The 26,299-nt window shown below is 41.7% G+C and carries 26 protein-coding genes; 19 read left to right on the plus strand and 7 right to left on the minus strand.

The annotated features are described in order from the left end of the window. Positions 1 to 12: 12 nt before the first annotated feature. Positions 13 to 741 (minus strand): MurR/RpiR family transcriptional regulator, encoded by a 729-nt coding sequence (locus GVJ38_RS05945; protein ID WP_159722261.1) that lies wholly within the window; start codon positions 739 to 741, stop codon positions 13 to 15. A 154-nt stretch (positions 742 to 895) separates the two neighbouring features. Between GVJ38_RS05945 and GVJ38_RS05950 the strand changes: the two genes are divergently transcribed. Genes GVJ38_RS05950 through GVJ38_RS05960 form a run of 3 tightly spaced genes read left to right on the plus strand, consistent with a single transcriptional unit; the run spans position 896 to position 4,672 of the window. Then, the gene (locus tag GVJ38_RS05950) at positions 896 to 1,699 is read left to right on the plus strand and encodes a carbohydrate deacetylase (RefSeq protein ID WP_159722262.1); all 804 of its coding nucleotides are present in this window, start codon (positions 896 to 898) and stop codon (positions 1,697 to 1,699) included. A 37-nt stretch (positions 1,700 to 1,736) separates the two neighbouring features. Further along, positions 1,737 to 3,317 (plus strand): PTS transporter subunit EIIC, encoded by a 1,581-nt coding sequence (locus tag GVJ38_RS05955; RefSeq protein ID WP_159722263.1) that lies wholly within the window; start codon positions 1,737 to 1,739, stop codon positions 3,315 to 3,317. A gap of 29 nt (positions 3,318 to 3,346) precedes the next feature. Beyond that, positions 3,347 to 4,672 carry a family 4 glycosyl hydrolase gene (locus GVJ38_RS05960; RefSeq protein WP_159722264.1) on the plus strand — a complete coding sequence of 442 codons (1,326 nt, stop codon included), beginning with the start codon at positions 3,347 to 3,349 and terminating at the stop codon, positions 4,670 to 4,672. A gap of 117 nt (positions 4,673 to 4,789) precedes the next feature. Here GVJ38_RS05960 and GVJ38_RS05965 read toward each other — a convergent pair whose 3' ends face one another. Next, positions 4,790 to 5,224, minus strand: a complete 435-nt coding sequence (locus GVJ38_RS05965; protein WP_159722265.1) for an NUDIX hydrolase — start codon at positions 5,222 to 5,224, stop codon at positions 4,790 to 4,792. Positions 5,225 to 5,490: 266 nt separating this feature from the next. Between GVJ38_RS05965 and GVJ38_RS05970 the strand changes: the two genes are divergently transcribed. After that, on the plus strand, positions 5,491 to 7,692 hold the full coding sequence (locus GVJ38_RS05970; RefSeq protein ID WP_235032829.1) for a 5'-nucleotidase C-terminal domain-containing protein: 2,202 nt from the start codon (positions 5,491 to 5,493) through the stop codon (positions 7,690 to 7,692). Positions 7,693 to 7,790: 98 nt separating this feature from the next. Further along, positions 7,791 to 8,333, plus strand: coding sequence for a GNAT family N-acetyltransferase (locus tag GVJ38_RS05975; RefSeq protein ID WP_159722266.1), 543 nt, complete (start codon positions 7,791 to 7,793; stop codon positions 8,331 to 8,333). 166 nt (positions 8,334 to 8,499) lie between these two features. Here the strand turns inward: GVJ38_RS05975 and GVJ38_RS05980 are convergent, their stop codons facing one another. The 4 genes from GVJ38_RS05980 to GVJ38_RS05990 form a co-directional block, all read right to left on the minus strand. Next, positions 8,500 to 8,838 carry a hypothetical protein gene (locus GVJ38_RS05980; protein ID WP_159722267.1) on the minus strand — a complete coding sequence of 113 codons (339 nt, stop codon included), beginning with the start codon at positions 8,836 to 8,838 and terminating at the stop codon, positions 8,500 to 8,502. Between the two features lie 616 nt (positions 8,839 to 9,454). After that, the gene (locus GVJ38_RS14275; RefSeq protein ID WP_327785595.1) at positions 9,455 to 9,826 is read right to left on the minus strand and encodes a C39 family peptidase; all 372 of its coding nucleotides are present in this window, start codon (positions 9,824 to 9,826) and stop codon (positions 9,455 to 9,457) included. Beyond that, the gene (locus tag GVJ38_RS14280) at positions 9,798 to 10,103 is read right to left on the minus strand and encodes a C39 family peptidase (RefSeq protein ID WP_235032831.1); all 306 of its coding nucleotides are present in this window, start codon (positions 10,101 to 10,103) and stop codon (positions 9,798 to 9,800) included. Before GVJ38_RS14280 ends, GVJ38_RS14275 begins: the two co-directional genes overlap by 29 nt. A 76-nt stretch (positions 10,104 to 10,179) precedes the next feature. Further along, complete coding sequence (locus GVJ38_RS05990; RefSeq protein WP_159722268.1) at positions 10,180 to 12,108, minus strand: ABC-F family ATP-binding cassette domain-containing protein; 1,929 nt, start codon at positions 12,106 to 12,108, stop codon at positions 10,180 to 10,182. A gap of 195 nt (positions 12,109 to 12,303) precedes the next feature. On the opposite strand from GVJ38_RS05990, the gene GVJ38_RS05995 reads away from it, so the two are divergent. From GVJ38_RS05995 to GVJ38_RS06005, 3 genes are all read left to right on the plus strand, one after another. Beyond that, positions 12,304 to 12,936 carry a redox-sensing transcriptional repressor Rex gene (locus tag GVJ38_RS05995; RefSeq protein ID WP_159722269.1) on the plus strand — a complete coding sequence of 211 codons (633 nt, stop codon included), beginning with the start codon at positions 12,304 to 12,306 and terminating at the stop codon, positions 12,934 to 12,936. A gap of 221 nt (positions 12,937 to 13,157) precedes the next feature. Then, on the plus strand, positions 13,158 to 13,727 hold the full coding sequence (locus GVJ38_RS06000; protein WP_159722270.1) for a hypothetical protein: 570 nt from the start codon (positions 13,158 to 13,160) through the stop codon (positions 13,725 to 13,727). A gap of 12 nt (positions 13,728 to 13,739) precedes the next feature. After that, positions 13,740 to 14,540, plus strand: a complete 801-nt coding sequence (locus GVJ38_RS06005) for a DUF6681 family protein (RefSeq protein ID WP_159722271.1) — start codon at positions 13,740 to 13,742, stop codon at positions 14,538 to 14,540. Between the two features lie 69 nt (positions 14,541 to 14,609). Here the strand turns inward: GVJ38_RS06005 and GVJ38_RS06010 are convergent, their stop codons facing one another. Beyond that, positions 14,610 to 15,614: a HesA/MoeB/ThiF family protein gene (locus tag GVJ38_RS06010; RefSeq protein ID WP_159722272.1), complete on the minus strand. Its 1,005-nt coding sequence runs from the start codon at positions 15,612 to 15,614 to the stop codon at positions 14,610 to 14,612. Positions 15,615 to 15,701: 87 nt separating this feature from the next. Here GVJ38_RS06010 and moaC point away from each other — a divergent pair, with 87 nt between their 5' ends. From moaC to GVJ38_RS06065, 11 genes are all read left to right on the plus strand, one after another. Continuing rightward, the gene (gene moaC / locus GVJ38_RS06015) at positions 15,702 to 16,178 is read left to right on the plus strand and encodes a cyclic pyranopterin monophosphate synthase MoaC (RefSeq protein WP_159722273.1); all 477 of its coding nucleotides are present in this window, start codon (positions 15,702 to 15,704) and stop codon (positions 16,176 to 16,178) included. A 101-nt stretch (positions 16,179 to 16,279) separates the two neighbouring features. Beyond that, positions 16,280 to 16,702, plus strand: coding sequence for a molybdenum cofactor biosynthesis protein MoaE (locus tag GVJ38_RS06020; RefSeq protein ID WP_159722274.1), 423 nt, complete (start codon positions 16,280 to 16,282; stop codon positions 16,700 to 16,702). Beyond that, the gene (locus GVJ38_RS06025) at positions 16,686 to 16,931 is read left to right on the plus strand and encodes a MoaD/ThiS family protein (RefSeq protein ID WP_159722275.1); all 246 of its coding nucleotides are present in this window, start codon (positions 16,686 to 16,688) and stop codon (positions 16,929 to 16,931) included. Before GVJ38_RS06020 ends, GVJ38_RS06025 begins: the two co-directional genes overlap by 17 nt. 4 nt (positions 16,932 to 16,935) lie before the next feature. Next, the gene (gene moaA / locus GVJ38_RS06030; protein WP_159722276.1) at positions 16,936 to 17,958 is read left to right on the plus strand and encodes a GTP 3',8-cyclase MoaA; all 1,023 of its coding nucleotides are present in this window, start codon (positions 16,936 to 16,938) and stop codon (positions 17,956 to 17,958) included. Positions 17,959 to 18,546: 588 nt separating this feature from the next. After that, positions 18,547 to 20,847, plus strand: coding sequence for a xanthine dehydrogenase subunit XdhA (gene xdhA / locus GVJ38_RS06035; protein ID WP_159722277.1), 2,301 nt, complete (start codon positions 18,547 to 18,549; stop codon positions 20,845 to 20,847). A 98-nt stretch (positions 20,848 to 20,945) separates the two neighbouring features. Then, positions 20,946 to 21,824, plus strand: coding sequence for a xanthine dehydrogenase subunit XdhB (gene xdhB, locus GVJ38_RS06040; protein ID WP_159722278.1), 879 nt, complete (start codon positions 20,946 to 20,948; stop codon positions 21,822 to 21,824). Continuing rightward, positions 21,821 to 22,297 (plus strand): xanthine dehydrogenase subunit XdhC, encoded by a 477-nt coding sequence (xdhC, locus tag GVJ38_RS06045; protein ID WP_159722279.1) that lies wholly within the window; start codon positions 21,821 to 21,823, stop codon positions 22,295 to 22,297. Before xdhB ends, xdhC begins: the two co-directional genes overlap by 4 nt. Before the next feature lie 119 nt (positions 22,298 to 22,416). Further along, the gene (locus tag GVJ38_RS06050; RefSeq protein ID WP_159722280.1) at positions 22,417 to 23,826 is read left to right on the plus strand and encodes a uracil-xanthine permease family protein; all 1,410 of its coding nucleotides are present in this window, start codon (positions 22,417 to 22,419) and stop codon (positions 23,824 to 23,826) included. A gap of 474 nt (positions 23,827 to 24,300) precedes the next feature. Beyond that, entirely contained in the window at positions 24,301 to 25,107 is an 807-nt protein-coding gene (locus tag GVJ38_RS06055) for a formate/nitrite transporter family protein (RefSeq protein ID WP_159722281.1), read from the plus strand. Continuing rightward, positions 25,108 to 25,701, plus strand: coding sequence for a hypothetical protein (locus tag GVJ38_RS06060; protein ID WP_159722282.1), 594 nt, complete (start codon positions 25,108 to 25,110; stop codon positions 25,699 to 25,701). 15 nt (positions 25,702 to 25,716) lie between these two features. Then, a complete protein-coding gene (locus tag GVJ38_RS06065; protein WP_159722283.1) occupies positions 25,717 to 26,205 on the plus strand; it encodes an NADH-quinone oxidoreductase subunit NuoE family protein in 489 nt (162 codons plus the stop codon). Positions 26,206 to 26,299: the final 94 nt, after the last annotated feature.

Genomic DNA, 26,299 nt, shown 5'->3' on the forward strand with positions numbered 1-26,299 from the left:
ACCTTAAATAGGTCACGCTTTTTCTTTTTTCGTATAAATTCCAATCAAGTATTCGATTAAGTTAAGTGAGTTGCCAAAAAAGTAATTCAAGTATTGGTTTTCATGATCCATCCCCGTTGTGCCACGTTCAACGATAAAAGAAAGATCGCTTTGCTTTGTGTAGCTACTGTTTTCCGTCGCAGTGATCGCGATCACTTTGCCGCCATAACTTTTGCATTCTTGCATTTTGATTAAGCCATGTCGATTTTCACCTGACTGAGAGAACGTGAGCAACGTGTGGGGAGTTTCGTCTGAGACCAAACTGATCTCAACACCTTCAAGGTCGATCGCATAGATTTTTTTGAGCAGTAGTTTCCGATACGTATAGTCGACTAAAAATTGACAAAAACCTTCACCAAACAAATAGATTTTTTTAGTTGAAAATGCTTCTGAAAAATATTGATCAATGGTATCCCAATCATGAGCGGAGCTAACAAATGGAAGTTCGTCGATTTGTTTATTTGATTTAGCCGAAAATTCAGTTTCTAAAAAGAAGACGAGCTCTTTGAAATTCTTAAAGCCTGCTCGTTTAGCGAGTCGGCTGATGGAAGATTGGGAAGTAAAATTTTTTTCAGCCACTAGCTTGATTTCAATCGGTTTCTTGGCTTCGACATCAGTGATCATGCTCTCGATTATCTTTTCATCATCGGCTTTAAGCTGACTATTTGGTAATAAGCGATTGAAGTAGTAAATTTTTTTCATTTGGTCTCCTCCAACGAAAGTACTTTCAAGATCAGAAAGGACTATCAGGTTAATTTCAAAGTATTGTATGCGCTATCTTAATACTCTATACTACGATCATAGAGAAAGCAATGACTTTATGTGAAAGTAATTTCTAGATAAAAGGGGTAAAAAAATGAAAAAAATAATTATCAATGCAGATGACTTTGGTTATTCAACTGCGGTCAATTTAGGCATTATCGAAGCGTATAAAAAAGGGGTGTTGACGTCAGCTACATTGATGGCCAATATGCTTGGCTGCGATGAAGCTATCGAATTAGCGAAAAATAATCCTGGTCTAGGAGTTGGCGGTCATTTAGTTTTAACTTGCGGTGCACCTTTAATCCCTAATCCATCATTAACTGATGCAAATGGAAATTTTTTTAGTTTAAAAGATTATGCGATTTTCCGAAGTCAAATGGATGAAGAGGCGATTTTCCAAGAATGGTGTAATCAGATTGATACTTTAATTTCAAAAGGATTGACGCTTACACATTTAGATAGTCATCACCATGTTCATACTTTCCCAGAAAATTATGCAATTACTAAACGGATCGCTGAAAAGTATCGATTATGTTTTCGAAATGCTTATGAGCTTGAAGCACGTGTGACTTTGCCTTATCAAAAAGGAATCAGCGGCTTTTTAGATTTGATGAATTACCCAGAAATTCGCGATCTTAACTTTACGGTGAAGACTAGACAAGCGCAATGTCTTGGAGAAATCGAAGCTGTTTTAGCTTTAGCTCAAGAAGATGAGGTGACAGAACTAATGGTCCATCCGGCTTTTGTAGATGAAACTTTATATTTTAATTCATCATTTAACATCCAGCGAGCGAAAGAAGTTTCCCTATTGTGTGACCCTGAACTGCGTGTGCTTTTAGCGAAATATCAAGTTGAATTGTATCATTATGGCGAGTTTGTAACAGCATTGAGTAACTGACGGTCAATAAAATTAAACTTAAAAGGAGAGGGAAGCAATGAAAGAAAGACTCATGAAGTCAGCTAGTACTTTTTCAAAGGCAATTATTCAGCCAGTAATGTTTATGGCTGTAACGGGGATCATCTTGTCGGTTTGTGCCATTTTTAAATTAGAGATGATGCCAGCTGCGTTGAAAGAAGTTGGAAATTTTGTTTTTAATATCATGTCTGGCGGAATGATCGGACAGTTAAGTGCGATATTTTGTGTCGGGATCGCGGCTGCTTTAGCCAAACCTAAATATAAAACAGATGCTGCAATTTTAGGAATCATCACGTATTTAGTTTTCTTATATGCAAATAACGCTTGGTTAACGGTCACGGACCGCTTGGCTGAAGCTGGTAAGCAAGGCTTATACGGAACGGGTCAAGGTACTGTTTTTGGGATTCAAGTAACGGATATGGGTGTCTTTTTAGGGATCTTACTTGGTGTGTTTGTTGGTGTGATGGTGAATAAATTTGGTGAGATCAAATTACACAAGTATTTAGCGCCTTATTCTGGAACGAAATCAGCTTATATTTTGATCGTGTTTGCGACAATCTTATTTGCAATTGGAATTACTTATCTTTGGCCGGCTGTGAATGCAGCTGTTGAAGCGGTTGTGAAAGCGACGACTACAGCAGGCTCAGTTGGATTCTTCTTCTATGGGTTCTTGAATCGTTTATTGCTACCACTGGGCTTACACCATTTCTTATGGATGCCAATATTTTATACACCCCTTGGAGGAACGGCAGAGATCGCGGGTCAAGCTTACAATGGCGCTTTTAATATCTGGTTAGCTGAATTAGGCAATGCAGGTTCGATCTCTTCAATGCATCCATCGATCGGCTACTTAGCAAACTTTGGTTCGATCTCATTACCGATCGGCATCGCGTTTGCACTTTGGAAAACAGCTCGTCTGGAAAATCGTAAAAAGGTAGCTGCTATCTTGATTCCAACTGTCACAACTGCCTTTTTAGCTGGGGTAACAGAGCCATTAGAATTTTTATTCTTATTCTTATCACCAGTTCTTTGGACAGCGCATGCAGTTGTTTATGGTCTAAGTATGCTACTCACGAATCTAGTTGGGATCAATATTCAATTTGATACGGGGATCAATATGATAATCAACAGTTTTGCCTTTCCGAGTCGATTAGGTCACCAATACTTGATTCCAGTCGTATTTTTAATCACGGCAGTTCTAGAATATTTTGTCTTTAAAACGTTGATCGTAAAATTAAATATCCCAACGTTAGGACGTGAGCCAAAAGATACGTCAATTGAAACTGTATCACTAGATGAAACCATTGATGTAAAAACGCCAGCAGAAGGTGAGACAGCATTTGAGCCGCAAATTCAAAATATTGTAGCAGGTCTAGGTGGAGCAGACAATATTGAAAGTATCATCAACTGTTATACCCGGCTGCGTGTGGATGTCAAAGATGCGGATAAAGTCAACTTGCAGATTTTAAAAGAAAAAGTTCAAGCTTCTGGCATCGTAGATAAAGGTAAACATATCCAGATCATTATTGGGGTCGGAGTTGAAGAAGAACGAGAAAAAGTTGAGGCTTATCTAGCTCACTTACAAACGATAAATGTATAAGATAAATCGGATTATTGGAGGAAAATAAAATGGGGAATAAATTCGTAATGATTGGTGGCGGTTCAACTCAGTCGCCTGGTATTTTAGAAGTTTTACGGAAACGAGCAGCAGAACTGAATTTAACAGAGTTAGTGTTGTATGATAATGACGAAGAACGGGTCAATCTGTTAGGTCAGTATACGAAAATGTATTATGGGGAGACTGGTTCAAAGGTCGCGGTCTCTTATGCTACTGATCTTGAGGCGGCTTTACAAGGAGCAGACTTCTTATTTATGCAGATCCGTCCGGGTTTGAACAAACAACGGGCAATCGATGAAAAGATTTGTTTACGCAATGGTGTCGTCGGTCAAGAAACTTGTGGACTCGGTGGTTTCTCATTTGCGATGCGAGTGATCCCGGCAGTATTAGAGATTATTCGAAAAGTCAAAGAGATCTGTCCAAATGCTTGGATTTTAAACTACACGAATCCGGAAGCAATTTTGTCAGAGGCTATTTATCGAGAATTTCCCGATGCTAATGTGCTATGTATTTGTGATATGCCGATTTCAATTGAAGGCGCGATCGCCAAATATTTCAAAAAAGATCTACGCGACTTGACCTTTAAATATTTCGGCTTGAATCACTTTGGTTGGTGGACGAATGTTATTGATGAACAAGGCAGGGATTTGTTACCGAAATTGCGGGAAGATGTCGTGTCAGGCAAGATCGACACGTTGCTCATGTCAAATGATGAAACGGAAGGCGATCAATATTGGATCGATACGTACAAACAAATGATCAGTCTCTTTAAACGTTTCCCTGAGTATTTTCCTAATTGCTACTTACAATATTATTTGACGCCTGATGAAATGGTTGCACATGACGATCCTGATTTCACTCGTGGGGACTATGTTATGCAAGGGCGAGAAAAAAGAATTTACGATGAATGTCGACGTGTCATCGCAGCGGGTTCAGCGAAAGGTTCTTCATTGCATGCAGGGGTACACGGCAATTATATCGTGGACATTGCCTATGCCATTATTCACAATACTAGAGAGCGTTTTACAGTAAACAAAAAAAATCATGGTGCAATTTCAAATTTTGATCCTGAAGCGGTAGTGGAAACGCCGGCTTACGTAGGAGCAATGGGCGCTGAAACGATCAATATCGGTGCGATCCCAACATTCCAAAAAGGTTTGATGGAAATGCAAAAGGCTTACGAAAAAATGACCGTTGATGCCGCTTTATCAGGCTCTTATCAAACAGCTTTAGAAGCAGTGATGTTGAATAAAACGATTCCTAATTATACGATCGGGAAAAAAGTTTTAGACGAATTGTATGAAGCAAATCGAGATTTTTGGCCAGAGTTAAGTTAAGCTATTCAAAATAAAACAAGTGCTATTGAATTGAGCCGTCTTTTATTGACGGCTCTTTTAGTTTGTCTCAAAGGAACTTAAAGTACGATTTGATTTAAAGATGGGACACAAACACCATTAGTGCGTCAGCTGTTTATAAATTCGCACCCACCACGGATCTTTGATGGCACAGTATTGCACGGGTAATTGTTTGAGAGCTAGTTGAATCTGTTTTTTTCGTTGAGGGATCAAGTTTAATGGGAGCTGTCTCGGTGAGAAAAAGCGTAGTTCTTTTGTCTCAGGGCCGCTAGTGAGCCAGTGACCACCTGAGATCTGACTACAAAAAATGATTTGTTCATCAGCTAACGTTGCATTGTAAAAATGTCCGACTTTGCGCTGCGGTGTGACACTCAGTCCTGTTTCTTCTGTGGTTTCTCGGAGCAAGGCAATAATCGGTGTTTCATCTGTTTCTTTTCTTCCGCCGGGCAGATCCCAAAAAGGAATATCGCGCCGTTTGACTAGCAGAACTTTTTCGTTGTGAAAAATGAGATTAAAGACGCCAATTGTTTTCAACTACTCACCTCCTAATTCTACGATAGCATAGATCAGCTGAAAAAATTATTTTAATTTATCCCCGAGTGATTGAAAAATTTCTAATTAAAACAACAGCTAAAAAACTTTTAAGTGAAAAAGAGAATCGTTTGTAAAACTTGCTGTCAAAGGTCTAGATCGTAAATTATTTTATGATAAAACTGTGAAAAAATATTGCCTTTTTTTATTTTTGCGGTATATTGAAATCGGATCCAAAAATCTTTTATTTTTGAAAGCGAGGTTTTTTTGTGGTAAAGGGGACAGGTAAATTCAGCTTCATCTCAATGTCGGTTTTGCTCGGTCTTTCAGTTGGAGCGTTCGGTCAAACAGCAAAAGCTGACAGTGTACCGGTACAGATGTTAGGAATCAATGATTTTCATGGTGCATTGAGTACGACAGGAAGTTATTATGACGGTGCAGGGCATAAGACAGCTAATGCTGGAACAGCCTCATTGATGGCAGGTTATTTCAATCAGTCAACCAAAGATTTCATGACCAAAAATGCCAACGGAATCTCAATGCGAGTGCAAGCTGGTGATATGGTGGGAGCAAGTCCAGCCAACTCTGGTTTGTTGCAAGATCAACCGACGATGCGGGTCTTGAACCAAATGAAATTTGATGTCGGGACTTTAGGAAATCACGAATTTGACGAAGGCTTAGCTGAGTACAACCGGATTTTAAATGGTGACAAACCAGCAAAAGATTCAAATTTTTATCCGATCGTCTATGATTACAACAATGCCTACACAAAAGACCAATTAAAAGGCGGCTTTGATCTTGTCATCGCAAATGTCAAAGACAAAATGACCGGTAAAAATCCTTATGACTGGAAAGATTATACGGTTAAAGAATATGATCAAAATGGTCAGAAAGTAAAAATCGGTTTTATCGGTGTCGTAACGACTGAGATCCCGAACTTAGTTTTAGCCGCGCACCATAAAGATTATAATTTTACTGACCCGGCTCAAGCAATTGCAGATAATGCTAAGACGTTAGTTGAAAAAGAAAAGGTCAATGCGATCGTCGTGTTAGGTCATACACCTTCAATGCAAACTGGAGCAGATGGTGCGACCGGTGAAACTGCAGAGATCATCAACAAAGTGAACCAATTGTATCCTGCAAATAGCGTCGATGCGTATTTTGCTGGGCACAACCATGTCTATACAGATGCAGTCGTAGGCAAGACTCGTGTCGTTCAATCAACTTCACAAGGTAAGGGCTATATTGATTTACAAGGGACTTATGATACAGAAAAAGGTGATTTTACGGTCACACCTGAAGCTACCGTCAATCCAGTTCGCCCAACAGATGCCAACTACACGGCACCAGAAGCTGATAAAGATGTGCAAGCGATCGTGGACGATGCTTCTGAACGCGTGAAAGCTGTGACCGAACAAAAAATCGGAACTGCTGAACAAGCTAAAGACATTACGCGAAATGTCAATGATGTTGGTGAGTCACCTGCTGGCAATCTGATCACTGATGCGCAACTGCACATGGCGGAGAAAAAAGGAGTCAAAGCTGATTTTGCTATGACGAATAATGGTGGTATCCGTGCCGATCTAAAAGTCGGTTCAGATGGTTCGATCACGTGGGGAGCAGCCCAAGCGGTCCAACCTTTTGGAAATATTTTACAAGTTGTCGAAATGACTGGCGCTCAAATCAAAAATGTGTTGAATGAACAAACTTTCAGCCATGATCCGGTTGAAAATCGTGGCAATGGTTACTTCTTACAAGTGGCTGGGTTGAAATATAGTGTGATCGATAATCCTGATCAAGCTGATAAAGATCATCCGCTAGTTGTGGATACTTTGACAAAAGCAAATGGTGATGCAATCGAAGCGGATAAAACTTACCGTGTCGTGATCAATGATTTCTTATTTGGCGGTGGCGATGGTTTTGCGGAATTCACGAAAGCTAAATTAGTCGGCGCACTTGATCCAGATACCGAAACTTTTATCGGCTACATCCAAGACTTAGCTGAATCTGGTAAAAAAGTCGTGGCGGCAATCGATGGTCGGAAAACGTATGCGAAAGAACCCGCTGTCACGAAACAGCCAGTCTATCGTTTATACAATCCAAATTCGAGCGAGCACTTCTACACATTACATGCTGGCGAAAAAGACAACTTGATCAAGCTTGGTTGGAACGATGAAGGAATCAGCTGGCAAGCACCAGACAAAGGCGATGCAGTCTATCGTTTATACAATCCAAATGCTGGCGATCACCATTATACGATGAGTGTCGTTGAACGTGATACGTTGAAAAACTTAGGTTGGAAAGACGAAGGCCGCAGTTTCTATTCAGGCGGCGACAAAGATATTTATCGTCTTTATAACAAAAACGCAGTAGCTGGCGCGCATCATTACACGCGCTATGCTAGTGAACGTGATTCATTGAAAAAAATCGGTTGGACGGACGAAGGTGTCGGGTTCAAAGGATTTGAATAGTGAGTTGGAAAGCTCGGCTACGGTCGGGCTTTTTTTATTCGAGTAGTTGGGCATTTCTTGTTAAAATAAAAAGCAGTGAAAGTTAAAAGGAGGATCGCATGTTAGATAAGACAGTTCCTTACGTTGAATTTTGGATGGTACGAGAAACAGTCCAGCCAGTACCAAAAGTAGCACTTCCCAGCGGGTTTCGGGCCACTTTTTATCAACCGGGCGATGAAGTTGCTTGGGGGAAAATCGAGACGGCGGTCGGAGAGTTTGAAGCTGAAACAGCGGCGGCGGCTTATTTTGCTAAAACATTTGCACCATACCCAGCCGAATTAGCTAGCCGAATGTTGTTCATCGAAAATGCTGCAGGGGATAAAGTGGGTACGTGTACAGCCTGGTGGTCAAAAGAAAATCAGCCGTTGGTCCATTGGCTGGCGGTGATCCCAACAGAACAAGGTCAAGGGTTGGCTAAGTATCTAATCAGTACGATCACTAATTTATTATTGGAATTAGGTGAAGGTCAGCCTGTGATCTTACACACTCAAACGTGGAGCCATCCCGCTGTCAGACTGTACCAAAAGCTAGGCTATGAGATTGCCCCGATTGGAGAATTCAAGCAAGCAAGACAAGTATTAGAGCAGCTCCGAAAAAGATAGTTTAGATTTAGCTAGCTTCTTCTTAGTTGCAAAAAGCAGAACGACGGATTGATTTGTCAACTCGTCGTTCTGCTTTTTAACTTTGTCAGGTCGAGGTCAAGTCAAAGTAAGTTTCTTTTTAGTTTATAGAATTGGTTTAAATTCTTTAAGTAAGGCTTCTCTAAATTTAGGTCAATCTTTTTTTCCGCTGCGCAAGTTTACGTAGATTTTTGAACGTGAGGCGGGCACTTTTGTTCATCACTGGTTTGACTTTCACTCGTTTTTTCAAGCGTGCTGAGCGAGTTGCTTGAGGGATGACATCTTTTTGAAGTTTGATCTGCTGGCGTAAAACTGCGCGTACGGCATGGAAGAAGACTAAGAACAACGTCATAATGAAAATAAACGTCCATAAAGGTTGTGGGATTGCCGCGGCTTTTGTTTCATAGCCGATCTTGATCAGTAACCCGACACTTGTGCCAATGATCAAATAAAATGTATAGATCACGATATTCAGTATTTTTAACATGGGAATCCCTCCTTGATGATTCGCTTGTTGAAATCTAATTGTAATATTACGAAAATGATAAAAATTAAATAAATAACCTTAAAATAAATAGATTAGAAGAAATTTCATTTTATGAATGATCGGATTATTCAGATTATTTAAAGACATAACCCTAATTATAACAATTTTTAGAATTATCTAGTTGCTACTTACTATTTTTTAATTCGTTATACATTAAATTATAAAATAAAATGATTCAAAAAAATATTTAGTTCTTGTTACTTAAATGTTACCAAAATATTACAAAATTGTAAAAGAAAATTTTTGGATTTGCTCTTCTTTTTTTCTTAAGGAGAGTTGAAGCTTAGAAAGGAGGAAAATTTTTGGTTTAATATAAAGGGTACGAGGAAAAATGGCTGAAATTCAAAGAAAGAACCGACTTTCGCTATATTTTTTTCACATTTAGTTGGTAAAGTAAGACTAACCCTAAATCAATCTTTTTCATTTCCTGTAATCTTACAGGCCTCCTGAGCTTGCGTTTGAGCTAACGCAAGCTTTTTTGCGCACTAAAAAGCGAGCCGCTTCATGAGTAATATCCTACTCGTGAAGCGACTCGCTGTTTTGGTGGAATCAGTTACTAACCAAAGCTCCAAGCATGAGAAGTTTGACTTAAAAGATGTGGAAGGTCGTAACTTTTTTCGAAATGTTTTTTAGTTTGAGAATCGTTAGGATCAAAGACTGTAATCTTTTGACTATGGGGCTCTTGTTTAATGACTAAGATATGCCCGACTGCGGTAAATTCGCCAGGTTTGACCGATAAGACTACCGGTTGACCTGCTGCCAACTTAGTTTGGATCCGTGTTTGATCGAGACCGAGATCGTCATAATGCAATTGGTAGTGAGTAGCAAATGCTGGAAAGATCGACCAAGCCGTGCCTTGGCCAGCTATATAATATTGATCGTGGGCCCATGCTAATATCTCAGGTGGTGTGACGGCTTTTTTTTTGATAAAAGCTCAAGATCATAGCCAGCGAGGTGATGGCACAACCATTGGTAGCAAGATCGTTACTGGAACTGCCGCTACCGTAAGCTTGATCGCGCCAACGCGGATCAGTTTGCAATAATAGCTGCATGTCTTGGCCTTTTAATTGTAATTCTTGATTGGCTTCTTTAGCTAATGCTGAGTCATGGTCAGTTGTCTCATGGGACAAAACGCGCAAAGCGATTAAAAAGACACTAGCGGCGATTAGTAAAATCCCGAGCACAATGGGGAGATTTTTTCTCATTGTAGACACCTCCATTTCTCAGTGTACAAAAACCCGGCTGAAAAAGCATCAGACTCCAGCCGGACTTTCCTAAAACTTAGGTTAATTCTTCTAGCTCTAAGCTGAGCTCTTCCCAATCGTTCAATTGTTGTTCTTGCTCTGCTTTTTTACTTTCTAATTCATTTGTGAGTTCTAGTAGTTTCACGTGATCATTTAAAACAGTTGGGTCGACCATTGCAGCTTCTAATTGATCGATCGTTTCATCTAAAATACTTAAATTTTCTTCGATCGCCGTGATTTTCCGAGTCAAACTACGGACAGCTTTTTGTTGTTCCCGATCTTGGTAGGTCCGTTTTTTTGGTTCGGCTTCCGTTTTTGTTTCGGCTGCTTGTTCAGCTTTTAAAGCGGCGATTTCTTCTTCTTCTTTTTTCTTTTCTAAATAATAATCATAATCGCCTAAGTAAAGTCGGCTGCCAGTCGGGGACAGTTCGATGACTTTGTTGGCGATCCGATTGATGAAATAACGGTCATGAGAAACAAAGAGCAAGGTGCCTTCATAATCGATCAGTGCATTTTCAAGGACTTCTTTGTTATCGATATCTAAGTGGTTGGTCGGTTCGTCTAAGATCAAAAAGTTTTCGCGATCCATAGCAAGTTTGGCTAACGCGACCCGTGCTTTCTCACCGCCACTCAGTAAGGGGATCGTTTTTTCGACATCTTCTTTTGAAAAAAGGAAACCACCAAGCATCGTGCGGATCTCTTTTTCGGGAGTCGTTGGGTGCTCATCCCACAATTCAGCTAAAATCGTTTTGTTGCTGTGCAGGTCAGCTTGTGTCTGATCGTAATAACCGATGGAAACATTTGTTCCAAAATGGGCCGTGCCTTTTAGAAACGGAAGTTGGCCGATCAAAGATTTTAACAGCGTTGATTTACCGATCCCATTTGGTCCTACGAGCGCGATGGCATCGGTTCGCCGTACATCAAGGTCAACCGGCTCTGCTAAGACTTTTTCGTAGCCGATCGCAGCGTCTTCAACTTGTAAGACGACATTGCCAGAAACTTTATCGATCTCAAACATGAAATGGGCCGATTTTTCTTTGCCATCCGGCCGATCCAAGCGGTCCATTTTTTCTAATGTTTTTCGCCGACTTTGTGCGCGCTTGGTCGTAGAGGCGCGGACGAGATTTCGAGCGACGAAATCTTCTAATTTTTCGATCTCTGCTTGTTGTTTTTCATAAGCTTTCCAATCACTAGCTAACTGTGCAGCTTTTAAGTCTAAATAACGCGAATAGTTACCAGCATAATGCGTCAATTTGTGGCGAGAGAGTTCATAAACTTCTGTAACGACCCGATCTAAAAAGTAACGGTCATGGGATACGATCAGTAAAGCTCCAGCGTAACCTTGTAAATAATCTTCCAACCAAGCAAGGGTCTCGATATCCAAATGATTGGTCGGCTCATCCAAGATCAAAATATCCGGTTTAACGAGCAACATCCGAGCTAAAGCTAACCGCGTTTTTTGTCCGCCGGAAAGGGTCGCAATCTGTTGTTCGTAAAATGGCTCGTCAAATTTAAACCCGTGTAAGACACTGCGGATCTCATTTTCATAACCATAACCGTTTTGTTCATTGAAATCATGTTGCAGTTGGTCATATTCTTTTAATAAACGACTGTAGTTGGTATCGCTTTCGGCACTTTGGCTGATCGCAAGCTCGACTTCGCGCATCCGGCGTTCCATTTTGCGGACTGGTTCGAAGGCGGTCAGCATCTCTTCCCAGACGGTTTTGTCAGAATCGAGGCCAGTATCTTGGGCTAAATAACCAAGTGTGGCTTGTTTGTTTTTTACGATCTGTCCTTCATCAGGGGCTTCGATTCCAGCAATGATCTTTAAAAGTGTCGATTTGCCCGCGCCATTGCGGCCGACTAACCCGATGCGAGCTTTTTCTGCCACTTCTAAGTGGAGATTTTGAAATAAGATCTCCGCGCCAAAAAAGCGGGCGATCTGATTGGCTTGTAATAAAATCATTTGTCTCTTCCTTATCATCAGTTTAATGGCAATAGTTTAACATATTTTAGCGAGTGATTCGATTCAGCAAGAAAATTATTAAAATCTCGTGATTATTTCACAATTATTTGAGCAAGTCCGTTGCTTTTTGTTAACACTTATTGCTATTATGATTCAGAACTAAGCTTCTAGTATTTGCTATGGAGGTGAAATATTGTGAAAGAAAATGCAATTCCTAAAGCTACGGTTAAACGCTTACCGCTTTATTATCGGTATTTGCGGATTTTAAATAATGCAGGCAAGACCAAAGTTTCTTCGACAGAACTAAGTGAAGCTATCCAAGTCGATAGTGCGACCATTCGGCGTGATTTTTCTTACTTCGGTGAGTTAGGAAAACGCGGTTACGGGTACGACGTGGAAGATTTGATGAACTTTTTTGGTAAGATCTTAAACGACGATCAATTGACGAATGTCGCTTTAGTTGGGGTCGGGAATCTCGGTAGTGCGTTGCTCAAGTTTAAATTCCATCAAAGCAACAGTATCCGGGTCAGTTGTGCCTTTGATGTCAAAGAAGATATCGTGGGTCGGATCGTGGATGGCATTCCAGTTTACCCGTTAGACGAAATGGTAGAACAGATCAAGTTGCAACAAATCGAGATCGCGATCTTGACTTTGCCAGCGACGCAAGCCCAAGATGTGGTGGATCAACTAGTTGAAGCCGGGATCAAAGGGATCTTGAATTTTACGGCAGCTCGCTTGTCAGCACCGGATAACGTTATTATCCAAAGCGTCGACTTGACGAATGAATTACAAACATTGATCTATTTCTTGCATCATACCGAAAATTAAGACGGGCACCTCAGCTTAGGCTGGGGTGTTTTTATTTGGCTGAGCAGAAAGTTTTCACTGCAGAAAATAAAAATTTCCACCTAGAATTGAAACTGCAACAAGATTTTCATACAATCATAAGAAAAAAATAAACATTCTTTGGTAAAAATACTATTGTCAGCTATTCAGTCGTCCTTTATGATAGGGCAAGAAGAAAATCAATCGAAAAAGAGGAAATGCAGATGAGAAATGTACCGCCGATTTTGAAACCGATCGCTTTACTGACGGTCTCGATTCTGATCGCAACAGCAACTGGTGTGGTAAATAGTTCAAGTTATCGTCAACCTTCAACGACTCACCCCAGCAGTTCAGCTGTCCATAATCAAGATCCATCATCGACTGCACCAAGTAGTGAAGGCGCAAGTTCGTCGTCTACGACTGCAACAAGTGTGGCCGATTCATCTTCAACAGGTGCTGAGCAGTCACATGATGATGTGTCAACAAGTACCAAAGAAACGCCGCAATCCAATACGACGCCAAGTTACAGCCATGACCAACAAGGACAAACGAGTCAAAGCCATGATCAAGAAACGCCTGCTTCATCCACTCCGGCTAGTCAAGACCAAGGCAACACCGGTACTGGTGGCGGTTCAGGCAATGGCGGAGGAACGAATACTGGGGATAACACAAATACCGGTGGCGGAACGACTGGAGGCAATACCGGTGGTGACGCGACGAATCAAGGCGGTACTGGCGATCAAGGTGCGCAACAGCCGGCAGCTGCCACGCCTGATGCTGCCGCAAATCAATAGGAGGGAAGACTCGTGAGTTTTATTTTAGATATCGTCAATGGACTGAATAAATTTCTAAGTTACTTGGATATCAGTCCGAAATATTTGAACCGTGGCTACACCATTTTGAGTATCATTCCGACTGTTTATATTTTGCGGATCGTCTATGGTTTGTGGCTCAATCAAAACTATGTCCAGTTAGCACTTTACAGTTTAGTTTTTATTGCGTTGCTGTACTTTTTAGTTTTGAATGTCTTGTATTATTTCTTTGATAAAAATGTCAAATTCGATATTACACAGTTGTTTGTCAAAGTTTTGCCAGAAGATGCGTTCAACTTCCAAGATAGCAAAGCGACCCGGCATGGTAAAATCACTTTGGAAAATACAGAAGAAGTAGCGGTGGATTATTTTTCTGATTACCAGTTGAAGTTAGCTGCTAATATGAAAAAAATGATCGCAGAGCGTGAGATCAAGACCAATGACTTATCAAAACATGATGGCTTTTTGATCGAAAAAAATACGCTGTACCCGTACTACTTCGTCAAGCCGTTAAATGATCAAGAATACTCGCTTCAAATCGGGCGTAGTTATGATGAACTTGAAGAAGTAGGTCGAATCAAAAATGAGTGTCAAGATCCATTAAAACCGATCGGCTTGTTTATTACCGGCGGCGATTTTGTCAAAGGCGGCGTGCGGTATCATGAGCCGTACCATTTGAAATTAATGGTAAAAAAAGAAACTGCTAAAAACCAAACGATTCATCCAACGGCGACTGCCCAAGCATCAACTCAACCTGCTGGCCAGACGCGTGCTAGTCGACGGAAACACCGCTAAGCCCGTTGTTTGATCAAATAAAAAAACAGCCAATCCTGTTTCGGGATTGGCTGTTTCAAGCTATAGCGCTTAACTGCTACTAGTTTGTAGGGCTGTTTGTAAGCTCGTCAACGTTTGAGCGACTTGCGTTTTTGTTTGATAACCGTAAAATAAAACTTGACCATTTTTGAAGCTTGTCACAGTTTGTTCATTTAAGCGAAACTGAACAGCTAGAGCATTTTTTTGGTAGGGATAATCATGAAGCTGACAAAAGTCTGCTACTTGCTGTAAAGAGATCTTAGGCAATGTCACTTGGAATACTTTACCGCATGCTTCAAAGATTTGCTGAGTGGCTATTTTTTGCTGAGCGGTTTGACAGACGGGACAATCCGCCCGTTTTTTAATCGTGAAGGTTTGCTGAGCTAGCGGCCAACTTTCTAAAAGATGCATTTGATCCCAACGCATCTTTTCTGGTGCGACTAAATAGCGTAAGGCAAGACTGACTTGGCTACTGGAAACTAATGGGACAAGAGGAGTGAAGACGCCTAGTGTCTCACAACCCTTTTCTTCTAGTTCATGAAGTTGGGGGAAGATACATTGTAAGCACGGACCGATCGTTGGGTGAACGGCCATCACTTGCCCGGACGTACTGGCACACGAAGCAAAAATAAACGGTAGTTCAAATTGCAAACAATACTCGTTGATCACTTGGCGTGCTAAAAAATTATCCGTACAATCCAACAAAAGATCTAACTGTCCAAATTCGCGAAATAGCGCTTGGTCAAAAGTTTCTTGAAAAATCTCGATTTCAGTTTGTGTGTTAATCTGTTGCAATTTTTCTTTGGCTGCCACTACTTTAGGGCGAGCTGAACGAGCATCAGCTTCGGTAAATAGCGTTTGGCGTTGCAAATTCGTTTCTTCCACCACATCAGGATCGATCAAAATAACTTTTTTGATCCCAGCTCGGACGAGTTGCTCGGCGCTGTACGTTCCTAGGGCACCGCAACCCACGATCAAGACAGTAGCTTGTTGAATTTTTTCTTGTCCGGTACGACCAATTGCAGGTACCCGGATCTGCCGATCATAACGCGTCATGTTTTTTTCCTCGCAATTTTGTTAGAATAAAGTCACCATCAAGATACCACATTTACTAAAAAAAGCAATCAATCGGAGGCACAAAAAATGGATAAACTAACGCACTTCAATCAGCAAGGTCGCGCCAAGATGGTCGATGTCAGCGAAAAAGCAATCACTGCTCGGACGGCTACCGCGACGGTCACAGTGGTGATGCAGCCAGAAACATTACGACGGATCAAAGCTGGTCAGATCAAAAAAGGCGATGTTTTGGCGGTCGCACAAACGGCGGGCATCATGGCTGCGAAAAAGACGAGCGAGTTGATCCCCATGTGCCATTTGCTTCCGTTAGATGGTGTGGATATCGACTTTTCAGATGATGATGACACGAGCTTGACCATAAAAGCGACTGTTAAAGTGACCAATCGTACCGGCGTAGAGATGGAAGCGTTGACGGCTTGTCAAGTCGCTGCGTTGACAGTTTACGATATGTGTAAAGCGATGGATCGCGGGATGCAGATCACGGCTGGTCATTTAGTCGAAAAAAAAGGTGGTAAAAGTGGTCATTTTACGTATGGGAATTAAGAATCACTAAGGAAAAAATATTTTTATTTAAAAAAAATATTTTTTATTCTATAATAGCTTGAAGAAAGAGCTTACATTTGAAGCAGAAAGGATCCGATTATATGGCGCTCATCAAATTACAAAAAGAGGCGATCAATGTCCCCTTTTATTATAATCAATTAAAAGATCCAGCATATGGCGGGATCGTCACCTTTGTCGGCACAGTCCGTGAGTGGACCGGTTCACTTAAAACTACCCAGATCGAATATACCGCTTATGAAGATATGGCCATTCGAGAGTTAGAGCGATTAGCTGCACCGATTGAAAAAACAGGGGCACGTGTTGTTCTGGTTCATCGGCTAGGTATCTTAGACTTGATGGATGAAGCGGTCTTTGTCGGAGTCGCTACGCCCCATCGTAAAGAAGCTTTTGACTATTGCGAAGCTTTGATCGATCAGCTGAAAGTCAATGTCCCGATTTGGAAAAAAGAGATCGACGAAAATGAAGTTCGTTGGGGAGGGTTGCAAGATGCCGCGGGAAATTAAATTATTCGCCTATTTAGCTGAAACGATCGCGCCGACTGTGACGATCGATTTACCCGAGACGCTTGATCGTGACACGGTTTTAACAGTTGTAGCAATGAAGTATCCACTCGCTAAAAAAGAGATCGAAAGCTGTAATGTGGCGATCGATCAAAGCTATATCACCGATGAAAAATTTTCGCTGACGGAGGTAAAAGAAATTGCGTTGATCCCGCCGGTCAGTGGGGGGTAATCAGATGAAGACGAAAACTGAAATAAAAGCGCCGGTGCTGACAGATCGTTACGGTCGTGTCCATGATTATGTGCGAATCTCAGTGACGGATAAATGTAATCTACGATGTGTTTACTGTATGCCAGCAGAAGGTTTGCCATTTTTTCCAGATGAAAAGGTTTTGAGTTGTGCTGAGATCATTCAGCTGACGAAAAATTTAGCTCGGATGGGAGTCACGAAAGTTCGATTGACGGGTGGTGAGCCACTTTTACGCACTGATATTTTAGAGATCATCGCAGGGATCGCAGCAATTCCCGAGATTCAAGATATCTCAGTCACGACAAATGGTCTCGCCTTAAAACGTTTAGCCAAACCGCTTTATGAAGCTGGCTTGAAGCGTTTGAATATCAGTTTAGACACATTTGATCCCGAGCGCTATAAAGAGATGACGCGTGGCGGGAATTTAAAACGGGTCTTGGCGGGAATCGAAGCTGCTAGTGCATTGCCGTTTGAAAAAATCAAACTCAATACGGTGATCATCCATGGCCAAAACGATCATGAGATGGCTGATTTTTTACGATATACGTTTGAGCATGCAGTCAACATTCGTTTTATTGAATTTATGCCTATTGGCCAAAACGATCAAGATTGGCAAGCAAAATATGTCGGCATTGAGCAAGCCTTTGCAGTTTGTCGAGCAAATGGCTGGGACTATCAGCCGATCACGCTTTCCGGCAATGGCCCCTCAGAAAATTTCCAGATCGCAGGAGCAGTCGGTAGCTTTGGGTTGATCCATCCGATCAGTTGCAGTTTTTGTGAGAATTGCAATCGCCTGCGGATCACAGCAGATGGTTGTTTAAAATCTTGCCTCTATTGGGATGACGAAGACAGTATTCGCGCTAGCATCGGAGACTTTGCGGCTTTTGAACAAAGAGTCCAACAGATTTTAGCGAACAAACCTGAAAATCACCAGATGGCACTGGATCAACAAGACCAAGTCAAAAATAAAAAACCGACTTGGCGACACATGAGTCAGATCGGGGGATAATCTCACAGTAAAATCATTTTGTAAACGTTAGCGCTGATCAGTCAAATGGTCAGCGTCTTTTTTTAGTTACGAGTACTTTTAAAGGACATTGCGTGTGTTTTTAGCTGAAAATTCCTGATTGAGATAAATTCTCATTTGTGATAAAAGTAGCTATTTTTTGATTGGATAACAAAGTTTTATTTTTTTGAAGCGAGATCAAATAATTATGTAAGCCTTTTCTTTTAAGTTTGTTTAGTTATTCGATAACTAGAAAGTCAATTATCTCGTTATGTTTTCGTTAGTATAACGGGCATTGTAAAAGGTTTTTAAAGCTGTTAGACTAGTTGTAGAAAAATTTTTTTGAATTCAAAAAGTTTTTTGTTGAGGGTGGATTTGTTATCTAACCATCTTTTTCAGAAGTGAAATCATTTGCCATCCTCTAGCTGTGCAGAAATGTACAAATGTGTCGCCTGATTGGTATCACATAGCTAACATCGATAACGAAATTTCCCATAGTGTCATGATCCTGGGGAGATTTCACCTCTTTATGTTGAATGAAAGCTGTTGCGGCCAACAATTTTGTTTTTATTTAGGAGGTAAGTAGAAATCATGACAAACAGAACAGTAGGTAAAACAGAACAGCGCTGGGACGCGGTAGCCAAAGTAACTGGGCAAGCTAATTTTACGGAAGATTTTCCAGTCAATCATCTGCTTCATGCTAAAATGCTGCGGGCTACGATCGCTCATGGTAAGGTCAAAGCCTACGATCTTTCGGAAGCTGAAAACATACCGGGAGTCGTAAAAATCGTATTGCCTGAAGATGTGCCCCAAACAAAATATGCCACCGCGGGCCACCCGTATAGCTGGAATCGGCAAAAAAAAGATATTGAAGATCGTTTGATGTTGAGCCGCAACATTCATGTGTATGGCGATGAGATTGCAGCAGTGGTCGCTAAAACTGAATTAGCCGCTGAAAAAGCATTGAATAAGATCAAAGTCGAGTATGAGGAATATCCGGTTTATTTAGATCCAAAAGCTGCGATGGCAAAAGGTGCGATGCGCATCCATGAAGAACGAGATAATGTGATCGCGAGTACAAAAGTCGGCTATGGTGAGCTTGAAGACGAACTAGAAAAAAGTGAGCATGTCGTGAACGAACAACTCCACACCGGTATCCAACAACATGCTCATATGGAAAATCAAGTTGCGGTAGCTTATCGCGGAGCAGATCAACGTTGGCTCTGTATCTCATCGACTCAGATCCCACACATTTGTCGACGGATCTGTGGGGAAGCATTAGGCATTCCTTGGTCGCAAATTCGGATAAAAAAACCGTTTATTGGTGGAGGTTTCGGAAATAAGCAAGACGTGACGATCGAGCCTTTGACGATTGCATTGAGCATGCTTTGTGGTGGTAAACCCGTTCAGATTAAACTGACCCGCGAAGAGTCGTTAGCTTTTACGCGAACGCGCCATGCGATCGACTACGATGTTCGCATCGGAGTCAAGACAGACGGTACGATCACGGGAATGGATTTTAAAGTGATCTCTAATCAAGGTGGCTATGCTTCTCACGGTCACGCGATCGGTGGTAAAGGCGGGACCTTCATTAATTCCATGTATACAATGAATAGTCTTAACTATGAAGCAAAAACGGTTTATACCAACCAACAAGCTGCTGGTGCGATGCGGGGTTATGGGATTCCGCAAGTCATGTACGCGTTAGAATCCGTTGTGGATGATTGTGCAGATGAAGTTGGGATCGACCCAGTTGAGTTTCGGCTCAAAAATACGCGCGCGGAAGGTTTTTTCAATACGCTCAGTAATTTGTATCAGTTTGATTTCAAATTAGCGGAGTGTCTCAAAAAAGGGCGAGAGGCTTTTGATTGGGATCACAAACGAAAGGCTTGTCAAGCATTCAATGCCCAACCGGAAAATAAAGATCATAAACGTGGCGTCGGAGTTGGGAGTTTCTCTTACGGTTCTGGAACGTATCCATTTGGGTTAGAAGTTTCTGGTGCACGGTTGATCTTGATCCAAGACGGTTCATTTAAATTAATGCTCGGCTCTACTGAGATTGGTCAAGGCGCGGATACCGCTTTTGCTCAAATGGCAGCGGATACGCTCGGTGTCACGTACGATAAAATCATTCGCGACGCCATGACTGATACGGACATCGACCCATTTGATACGGGAGCGTATGCTTCTCGGCAAACGTATGTTACTGGTTTTGCGGTTAAAGAAGCCGCCGAAAAGATGAAAGCTAAAATTATCAAACGAGCTTCAGAAATATATGATATTCGGCCCGAGTATATCGAAATTATAGAAAATAATCTTGTCTACGCCCACAACGAGCAATTGATTGCACCTTTAGCCGACGTAGCATTAGCATCTTTTTACAGCCCTGAACATGGTCAGACGATCGTCGCTGAATCTTCCGTCAATATTCATCACAATTCCTATGCTTCTGGGTGTACGTTTGCCGAAGTAGATGTCGATATCCAAACCGGGCGAGTGACCTTATTATCGATGTTAAACGTTCATGATTCCGGAAAAATCATCAATCCATTGTTGGCTACGGGTCAAGTTGAAGGCGGAATGGCGATGGGAGCGGCTTACGGATTGTCAGAAACGCTACGCTATGATGCGAAAGGAAAGATCTTGAATAATAATTTATTAGATTACAAAATTCCGACCATGATGGACTTGCCTGATTTTGATCATTTATTTGTTGAAAGTGTTGATCCACTGGGGCCTTATGGAAATAAATCATTAGGGGAAAATCCGATTTGTTCACCGGCTGGTGCGATCCGCAATGCGGTCAAGCATGCAACGGGTGTCAAAATCAATGAGATTCCATTAGCTACCCAAACTGTATTTGAAAAAATGAAAGCAGCAGGCTTGATCTAAACTAAGCGTGGACAGCACAGTTTAGAAAATTTGCTGGTACTGTAGTTCATTTTCTGAACGGGGTGCTTTTAGCGACTTAAATGATGGAGGAATAAACAATGTATGATATTACGGGTTATCATGAAGCTACAACGTTAACGGATTACTTTACTTTGATTGAAAAATATCCTGAAGCAAAAATCATTGCGGGTGGAACCGATGTCTTAGTAAAAGCGCGTGAATATAAAAAAGGCTTTGTCGGTGTGCCATTGATCGGGATCACGCGGATTTCGGAACTGCACGACACTTATTTAACAGCAGAGGGTACGTTAGTCATCGGCCCTGCCAATAGCTTTACGGAAGTTGCCGCTCATCCTTTAGTCAAAAAATACACACCGCTCTTAGCCGAAGCGGTGGCACTAGTGGGTGGGCCTCAAACAAGAAATTGTGGAACGATCGGTGGTAACGTTTGTAATGGAGCAACTTCAGCCGATAGCGCACCGACTTTATTCGCTTATAATGCTGTGTTGGAAATTGCGACCAAAGATGGCGTGAAAGATGTGCCGATCGCTGATTTTTACAAAGGAGCTGGCTGGGTAGATCTAGCGCCTGGTCAAATCTTGACTAAAATCAAAATCGAGCAAAAAGATTATGCGGGCTTTATCGGACACTATACAAAATTTGCTCAACGCCAAGCTTTAGATATTGCAAATCTCAGTTGTGCTACTTTAGTGAAGCATCAAGATGACGTGATCGAAGAACTCCGAATTTGTTTTGGTGTGGCTGCTCCGACACCGATTCGAATGACTGGTGCAGAACATTACGCACAAGGTAAAACGATCACTGATGAAACTTTGAAGCAAATCGGAGCGGCGTGTTTAACAGAGACTCATACGCGTAACTCATGGCGCGCATCAAAAGAGTATCGTGATCATCTCGTTCAGCTATTGCCTGGTCGAAATATTGTGGAAGCATTGAAGGGGGAAGCTGCGAAATGAAACAAGAGATTACCTTTACGCTAAATAACGAAGAAGTCACAGTGTTGGTCGATGTTCGGAAGAGCTTGTTAGAGATGCTTCGTGAAGAGTTCGCTTTGATGGGGACAAAAGAAGGATGTGGAGTCGGTGAATGCGGAGCTTGTACTGTGATCGTTGACGATCAAACAGTCGATTCTTGTATTTATCTGGCGATGTGGGTAGCCGGCCGGAAAGTTACGACGATTGAAGGGATCACACAAGCAGATGGGACGCTAGCTGATATTCAAGCAGCGTATGTGGAAGCGGGTGCGGTCCAATGTGGTTTCTGTATTCCGGGGATGGTCTTGTCCAGTGAAAACTTGTTGCAACATAATCCGCAGCCTAGTCGCGCTGAGATTCGGCGTGGTTTGTCTGGCAACATGTGTCGCTGTACTGGATACCAAAAAATCGTTGATGCGGTCGAAGTGACGGCACACCGGCGCAATGAACAATAATTGTTGACAGTAAAAATAATAGGTGCTCTTTTGCTGAAAGAGCACCATTATTTTTAGTGAGCTCAAACGTAAAGATCAAATGAAAACGCTTTCTAAAAATGAAAGGTGTGACCTCGGATATGTCCGAAAAAACGAACGTCAATGCACTGCCCGATACTACTGATCGTAAGTTGCCCCTGGGAGAAATTCTACCTTTAGGCTTTCAACACACGGTGATTGCCATTTTAGCTGCGATCCCAGTTCCTTTGATCATCTCAGCTAGTGCCGGCTTGTCAGCCGAACAAACTCGCTTTTTTGTCAGCTCGGTCATTTTCGCTGCGGGCTTGTCTTCTATCTTAGCTGCATTGAATGTGATCCCCCGCACCAGTCCGTTGATCCCGATGGCAATGGGAGCTAACTTTTCAGTTATTCCAGTTGTTGTCAGCACATTGAAAGAAGCGAAGTCTGTCAGTGAAGGATTTCAAATCGTAGCAGGCTCAACGATGCTAGCTGGCCTATTTTGCTTTTTGATTGCCAATTACTGGATCAAGTTGCGCCACCTTTTTCCGCCAGTCGTGATCGGAACGAATTTGATGGTGTTAGGGACCGCGTTAATCCCCAACACGTATCATTGGATGATGGGGAAAAAAGCTTACGATTTGACGCAGTCGATCGATCATCGATCTTTTTTTATCGCTTTTGGAATTTTCCTTTTTCACATTCTCATCAGCAAATATTTAAAAGGCTTCTTAGGCAATTTAAGTATTTTGATCGCGTTGGTGGTGGGGATGCTAGCGGCTATTTTATTGGGTATGGTGGATTTTACTCCCGTCATCGAAGCAAAATGGCTTGATTTCACATTGCCAGGACATTATGGTTTCTCTAAGCTGGACCTAGCCGCTTTGCCATCGTATGTGATCGTGATGATTTTAGGAATGGTGGAAGTTTCAGGAACTGCGATGGGGATCCATAACATCGTTGAAAAAGAAATGACACAAAAACAATTTGGTCGCACGTTGAAAACATTAGGCCTTTCCACTTTGTTTTCCGGACTGTTCAATGCAGTCCAGCCCACTGCTTTTGTGCAAAATTTAGGTATTTTAGATCTGTCAAAAGAAAAAAGTCGCTACGCAACTGCTGCTGCCGGTGTGATGCTGGTGATCGCGGGCTTTGTCCCAAAATTTTCAGCACTGATCTCCGCTGTCCCCAAACCAGTTTTGGGTGGTTTAGGCTTTGCGATCTTTGGCGTCATTATTGGCAGTGCTGTAAACATTTTGAAGCAAGTCGATTTTGAAGGAAATCAAAATATGTTGATCATTGGATTAAGTGTGGGCGTCGCGATGTTGCCTTCGACGTATCCGAATTTTTATGTTGGCTTTCCACAGTTGGTCCAAAATATTTTTGGCAGCGGTATTTTATCCGGCGCCTTGACAGCTATCAGCTTGAATTTTTTCTTTAACTTTAAGTCATTGATTAAGTCAGAAAGTTCATCAGCCAATGTCGCAGCAGAAAGTGAAAAAGGAGATTCTAAAGTTGCATCTATCAATTAATATGTTCAAGTAAAAACTGGTCATCAAGTCGGATCATACTGACTGATGACCAGTTTTTTTGTCATTCTAAAATTCTTTTCTCAAATCTTATTGACTAATCGTGAATCAGATCTATAATTAAATAAAAAATAATTTTAGTTGCTAAAAAATATTTTTAGCATCGAAAACACATCACAATCATTTCGGTCAAACAGCAGTGAGAAGAAATTATTCCCAATACTGCTTGATAATTTTGAAAGCGTTTTTAAAAGAGGGGGCGCAACGTGAGCGGATAAAAAGTGCTGGAGCAAGGAAGTTTTGTTGGCAGTGTTTCGTTATTTTCTGTTAGGTTGCGTTTGTCGCTATTATAAAATTCTGAAAATTAATCAAAATACAGTAGCAATCACTGAAGTTTCAATGGTAAAATGACAAAACGTATAGACACTAACAGAATTGGTTGGACTCAGGTTGATCAAAAAAGTTAGGAGTGTCAAAATGAATAGTTATTCCACAAAAGAAGTGATCGGGTTATTGAGTAAAAAAGCGCATGCAAAAGAACAACTTTCTATCATACGAGTTATTTTATTGGGAATCTTAGCTGGAGCGTTCATCGCATTAGGGTATTTGTCATTTGTCAGAGTTGCGGGTACGACCCCGAAAGCCTGGGGCAGCTTTTCAACGTTTCTTGGCGCCTGTTTATTCCCAATTGGACTGATGGCGATCACTTTTTTAGGCGGTGAATTAGTAACTGGCAATATGATGGTAATGGCATTTGGCTGGCTGAATCATACAGTTAAGCTGACTTCTGTTATCAAAAATTGGTTGCTTGTGATGCTGGGGAATTTTTTAGGCGGCTTGTTCGTGGCTTACTTTTTCGGTCATCTTACGGGACTGACAGAAGGTGATTTTGCAGCTAAGACGATTGCCGTAGCGGCTAGTAAAGTAGCGGATACACCGCTGAAGATGGTGGTCTCAGGAATCGGTTGTAACATTTTTGTTTGTATGGCCGTTTTTTTAGGCGCCATGAGTAAAGACTTCATGGGAAAAGCATTCGGCCTGTGGTTTCCGATCATGCTGTTTGTCGTTTGTGGCTTTCAGCACGTTGTGGCAAATGCCTTTATCATTCCTGCTGCGATGTTTGCCGGCGCCCCCATTTCACTTGGCGCACTATTCACAGATATCGTGTTCGTCTTTATCGGCAACGCACTTGGCGGCGCGGTATTCTTAGCATTACCACTTTATAAAACGTATTTCAAACCTGCTGAAGAAGCAGAAAAAATAATTGAACGACAGGTGATCTAAATGACGATAGGCTATTGGTATTTTCCGCGGCTGTTGCAGATCGGATCGACTGGACGCAACAGTGGCAAAACCACCGTGGCAAAAAAATTGATCGAAAAATTCAACGACTATCCCTTGGTGGCGTTAAAGATCATCACGATCACCGGTAAACGTGGTGTTTGCCAGCGTGGTGGTGTCGGCTGTGGGATCTGCACGAGTATCGATAGCGGATTTGAATTGATCGAAGAAAAAAATCGCCGTGGCAAAAAAGATACGATGGAATTATTAAAAGCAGGTGTGAAGCAAAGTTTTTTGTTAAAAGCATTTGAAGATAGTTTGTTTGAAGGCTTCGAATATTTTTTGGAACAGATTCCAGCAAATGCGTTGATCATTTGCGAATCCAATTCATTACGTAAATACGTAGAACCAGGGATCTTTATTATGATGGACAACCAAAAGCGTCGTTTGAAGCCCAGTTCAAAAGACGTATATGATTTTGCGGATCTAATCGTGAGTGATGCAACTGATCCGGCAGTTGAGCGGATTACCATCCAAAAAGAAACGACTACCAACCAATTGCGTTGGGACAAACAAATGCCCGTAACTGTTTATTGAAAAGAGGATTGAATGATGACCACATTGAACGTAGAAGCTAAATTAGCGATCATCGACCATTATGATCGCAATCCCGAACAAGTTTTGAATATGCTTGTTGATTTGCAATACGCGTCACCCAAAGGCTATATCGATGAACCGACTGCCCAGCTCGTGGCAAAAGAATTGGGTCTTACCGAGACGCGCGTGTATGAGATGATCTCATATTATTCGATTTTAAAAGACGAAAAGCAAGCACGTTACGTAATGAAGATCTGTGACAGTGCGCCGTGTCATTTTTCTGGTGAGCAAGTCGTATCTGAGACTTTAGCAAAAGTGTTAGGGGTACCGGCCAATACTGCGACACCAGATGGTTTGTTTTTATACCACAGTGTGCCGTGTATCGGGTTGTGTGACAAGGCTCCTTTCATCAAAATCAAAGACCGTGTTTTCACCAATTTAAATGAAGAGGAGATCAGTCAACTCGTCGTAGATTTAGCAGAAGGCGAGTATCCAGAGTTATAAAAAATACCGGCCAAAAAAGCTGAGGGAAAGCGCAGCGAGAGATTTGCTCTCCCCACAGCTGTAGTCTCAGTAAAAACTAGAGTGATGAAGGAGT

It is taken from the genome of Enterococcus sp. CSURQ0835, from assembly GCF_902706605.1.
GTDB lineage: Bacteria > Bacillota > Bacilli > Lactobacillales > Enterococcaceae > Enterococcus_A.

Bases quoted from the DNA above. Each gene is read 5' to 3' on its own strand.
- GVJ38_RS05945 (WP_159722261.1), bottom strand. From the start codon at position 741: ATGAAAAAAATTTACTACTTCAATCGCTTATTACCAAATAGTCAGCTT.
- GVJ38_RS05950 (WP_159722262.1), top strand. From the start codon at position 896: ATGAAAAAAATAATTATCAATGCAGATGACTTTGGTTATTCAACTGCG.
- GVJ38_RS05955 (WP_159722263.1), top strand. From the start codon at position 1,737: ATGAAAGAAAGACTCATGAAGTCAGCTAGTACTTTTTCAAAGGCAATT.
- GVJ38_RS05960 (WP_159722264.1), top strand. From the start codon at position 3,347: ATGGGGAATAAATTCGTAATGATTGGTGGCGGTTCAACTCAGTCGCCT.
- GVJ38_RS05975 (WP_159722266.1), top strand. From the start codon at position 7,791: ATGTTAGATAAGACAGTTCCTTACGTTGAATTTTGGATGGTACGAGAA.
- GVJ38_RS05980 (WP_159722267.1), bottom strand. From the start codon at position 8,838: ATGTTAAAAATACTGAATATCGTGATCTATACATTTTATTTGATCATT.
- GVJ38_RS14280 (WP_235032831.1), bottom strand. From the start codon at position 10,103: ATGAGAAAAAATCTCCCCATTGTGCTCGGGATTTTACTAATCGCCGCT.
- GVJ38_RS05990 (WP_159722268.1), bottom strand. From the start codon at position 12,108: ATGATTTTATTACAAGCCAATCAGATCGCCCGCTTTTTTGGCGCGGAG.
- GVJ38_RS06000 (WP_159722270.1), top strand. From the start codon at position 13,158: ATGAGAAATGTACCGCCGATTTTGAAACCGATCGCTTTACTGACGGTC.
- GVJ38_RS06010 (WP_159722272.1), bottom strand. From the start codon at position 15,614: ATGACGCGTTATGATCGGCAGATCCGGGTACCTGCAATTGGTCGTACC.
- moaC (WP_159722273.1), top strand. From the start codon at position 15,702: ATGGATAAACTAACGCACTTCAATCAGCAAGGTCGCGCCAAGATGGTC.
- GVJ38_RS06020 (WP_159722274.1), top strand. From the start codon at position 16,280: ATGGCGCTCATCAAATTACAAAAAGAGGCGATCAATGTCCCCTTTTAT.
- GVJ38_RS06025 (WP_159722275.1), top strand. From the start codon at position 16,686: ATGCCGCGGGAAATTAAATTATTCGCCTATTTAGCTGAAACGATCGCG.
- moaA (WP_159722276.1), top strand. From the start codon at position 16,936: ATGAAGACGAAAACTGAAATAAAAGCGCCGGTGCTGACAGATCGTTAC.
- xdhA (WP_159722277.1), top strand. From the start codon at position 18,547: ATGACAAACAGAACAGTAGGTAAAACAGAACAGCGCTGGGACGCGGTA.
- xdhB (WP_159722278.1), top strand. From the start codon at position 20,946: ATGTATGATATTACGGGTTATCATGAAGCTACAACGTTAACGGATTAC.
- xdhC (WP_159722279.1), top strand. From the start codon at position 21,821: ATGAAACAAGAGATTACCTTTACGCTAAATAACGAAGAAGTCACAGTG.
- GVJ38_RS06050 (WP_159722280.1), top strand. From the start codon at position 22,417: ATGTCCGAAAAAACGAACGTCAATGCACTGCCCGATACTACTGATCGT.
- GVJ38_RS06055 (WP_159722281.1), top strand. From the start codon at position 24,301: ATGAATAGTTATTCCACAAAAGAAGTGATCGGGTTATTGAGTAAAAAA.
- GVJ38_RS06060 (WP_159722282.1), top strand. From the start codon at position 25,108: ATGACGATAGGCTATTGGTATTTTCCGCGGCTGTTGCAGATCGGATCG.
- GVJ38_RS06065 (WP_159722283.1), top strand. From the start codon at position 25,717: ATGACCACATTGAACGTAGAAGCTAAATTAGCGATCATCGACCATTAT.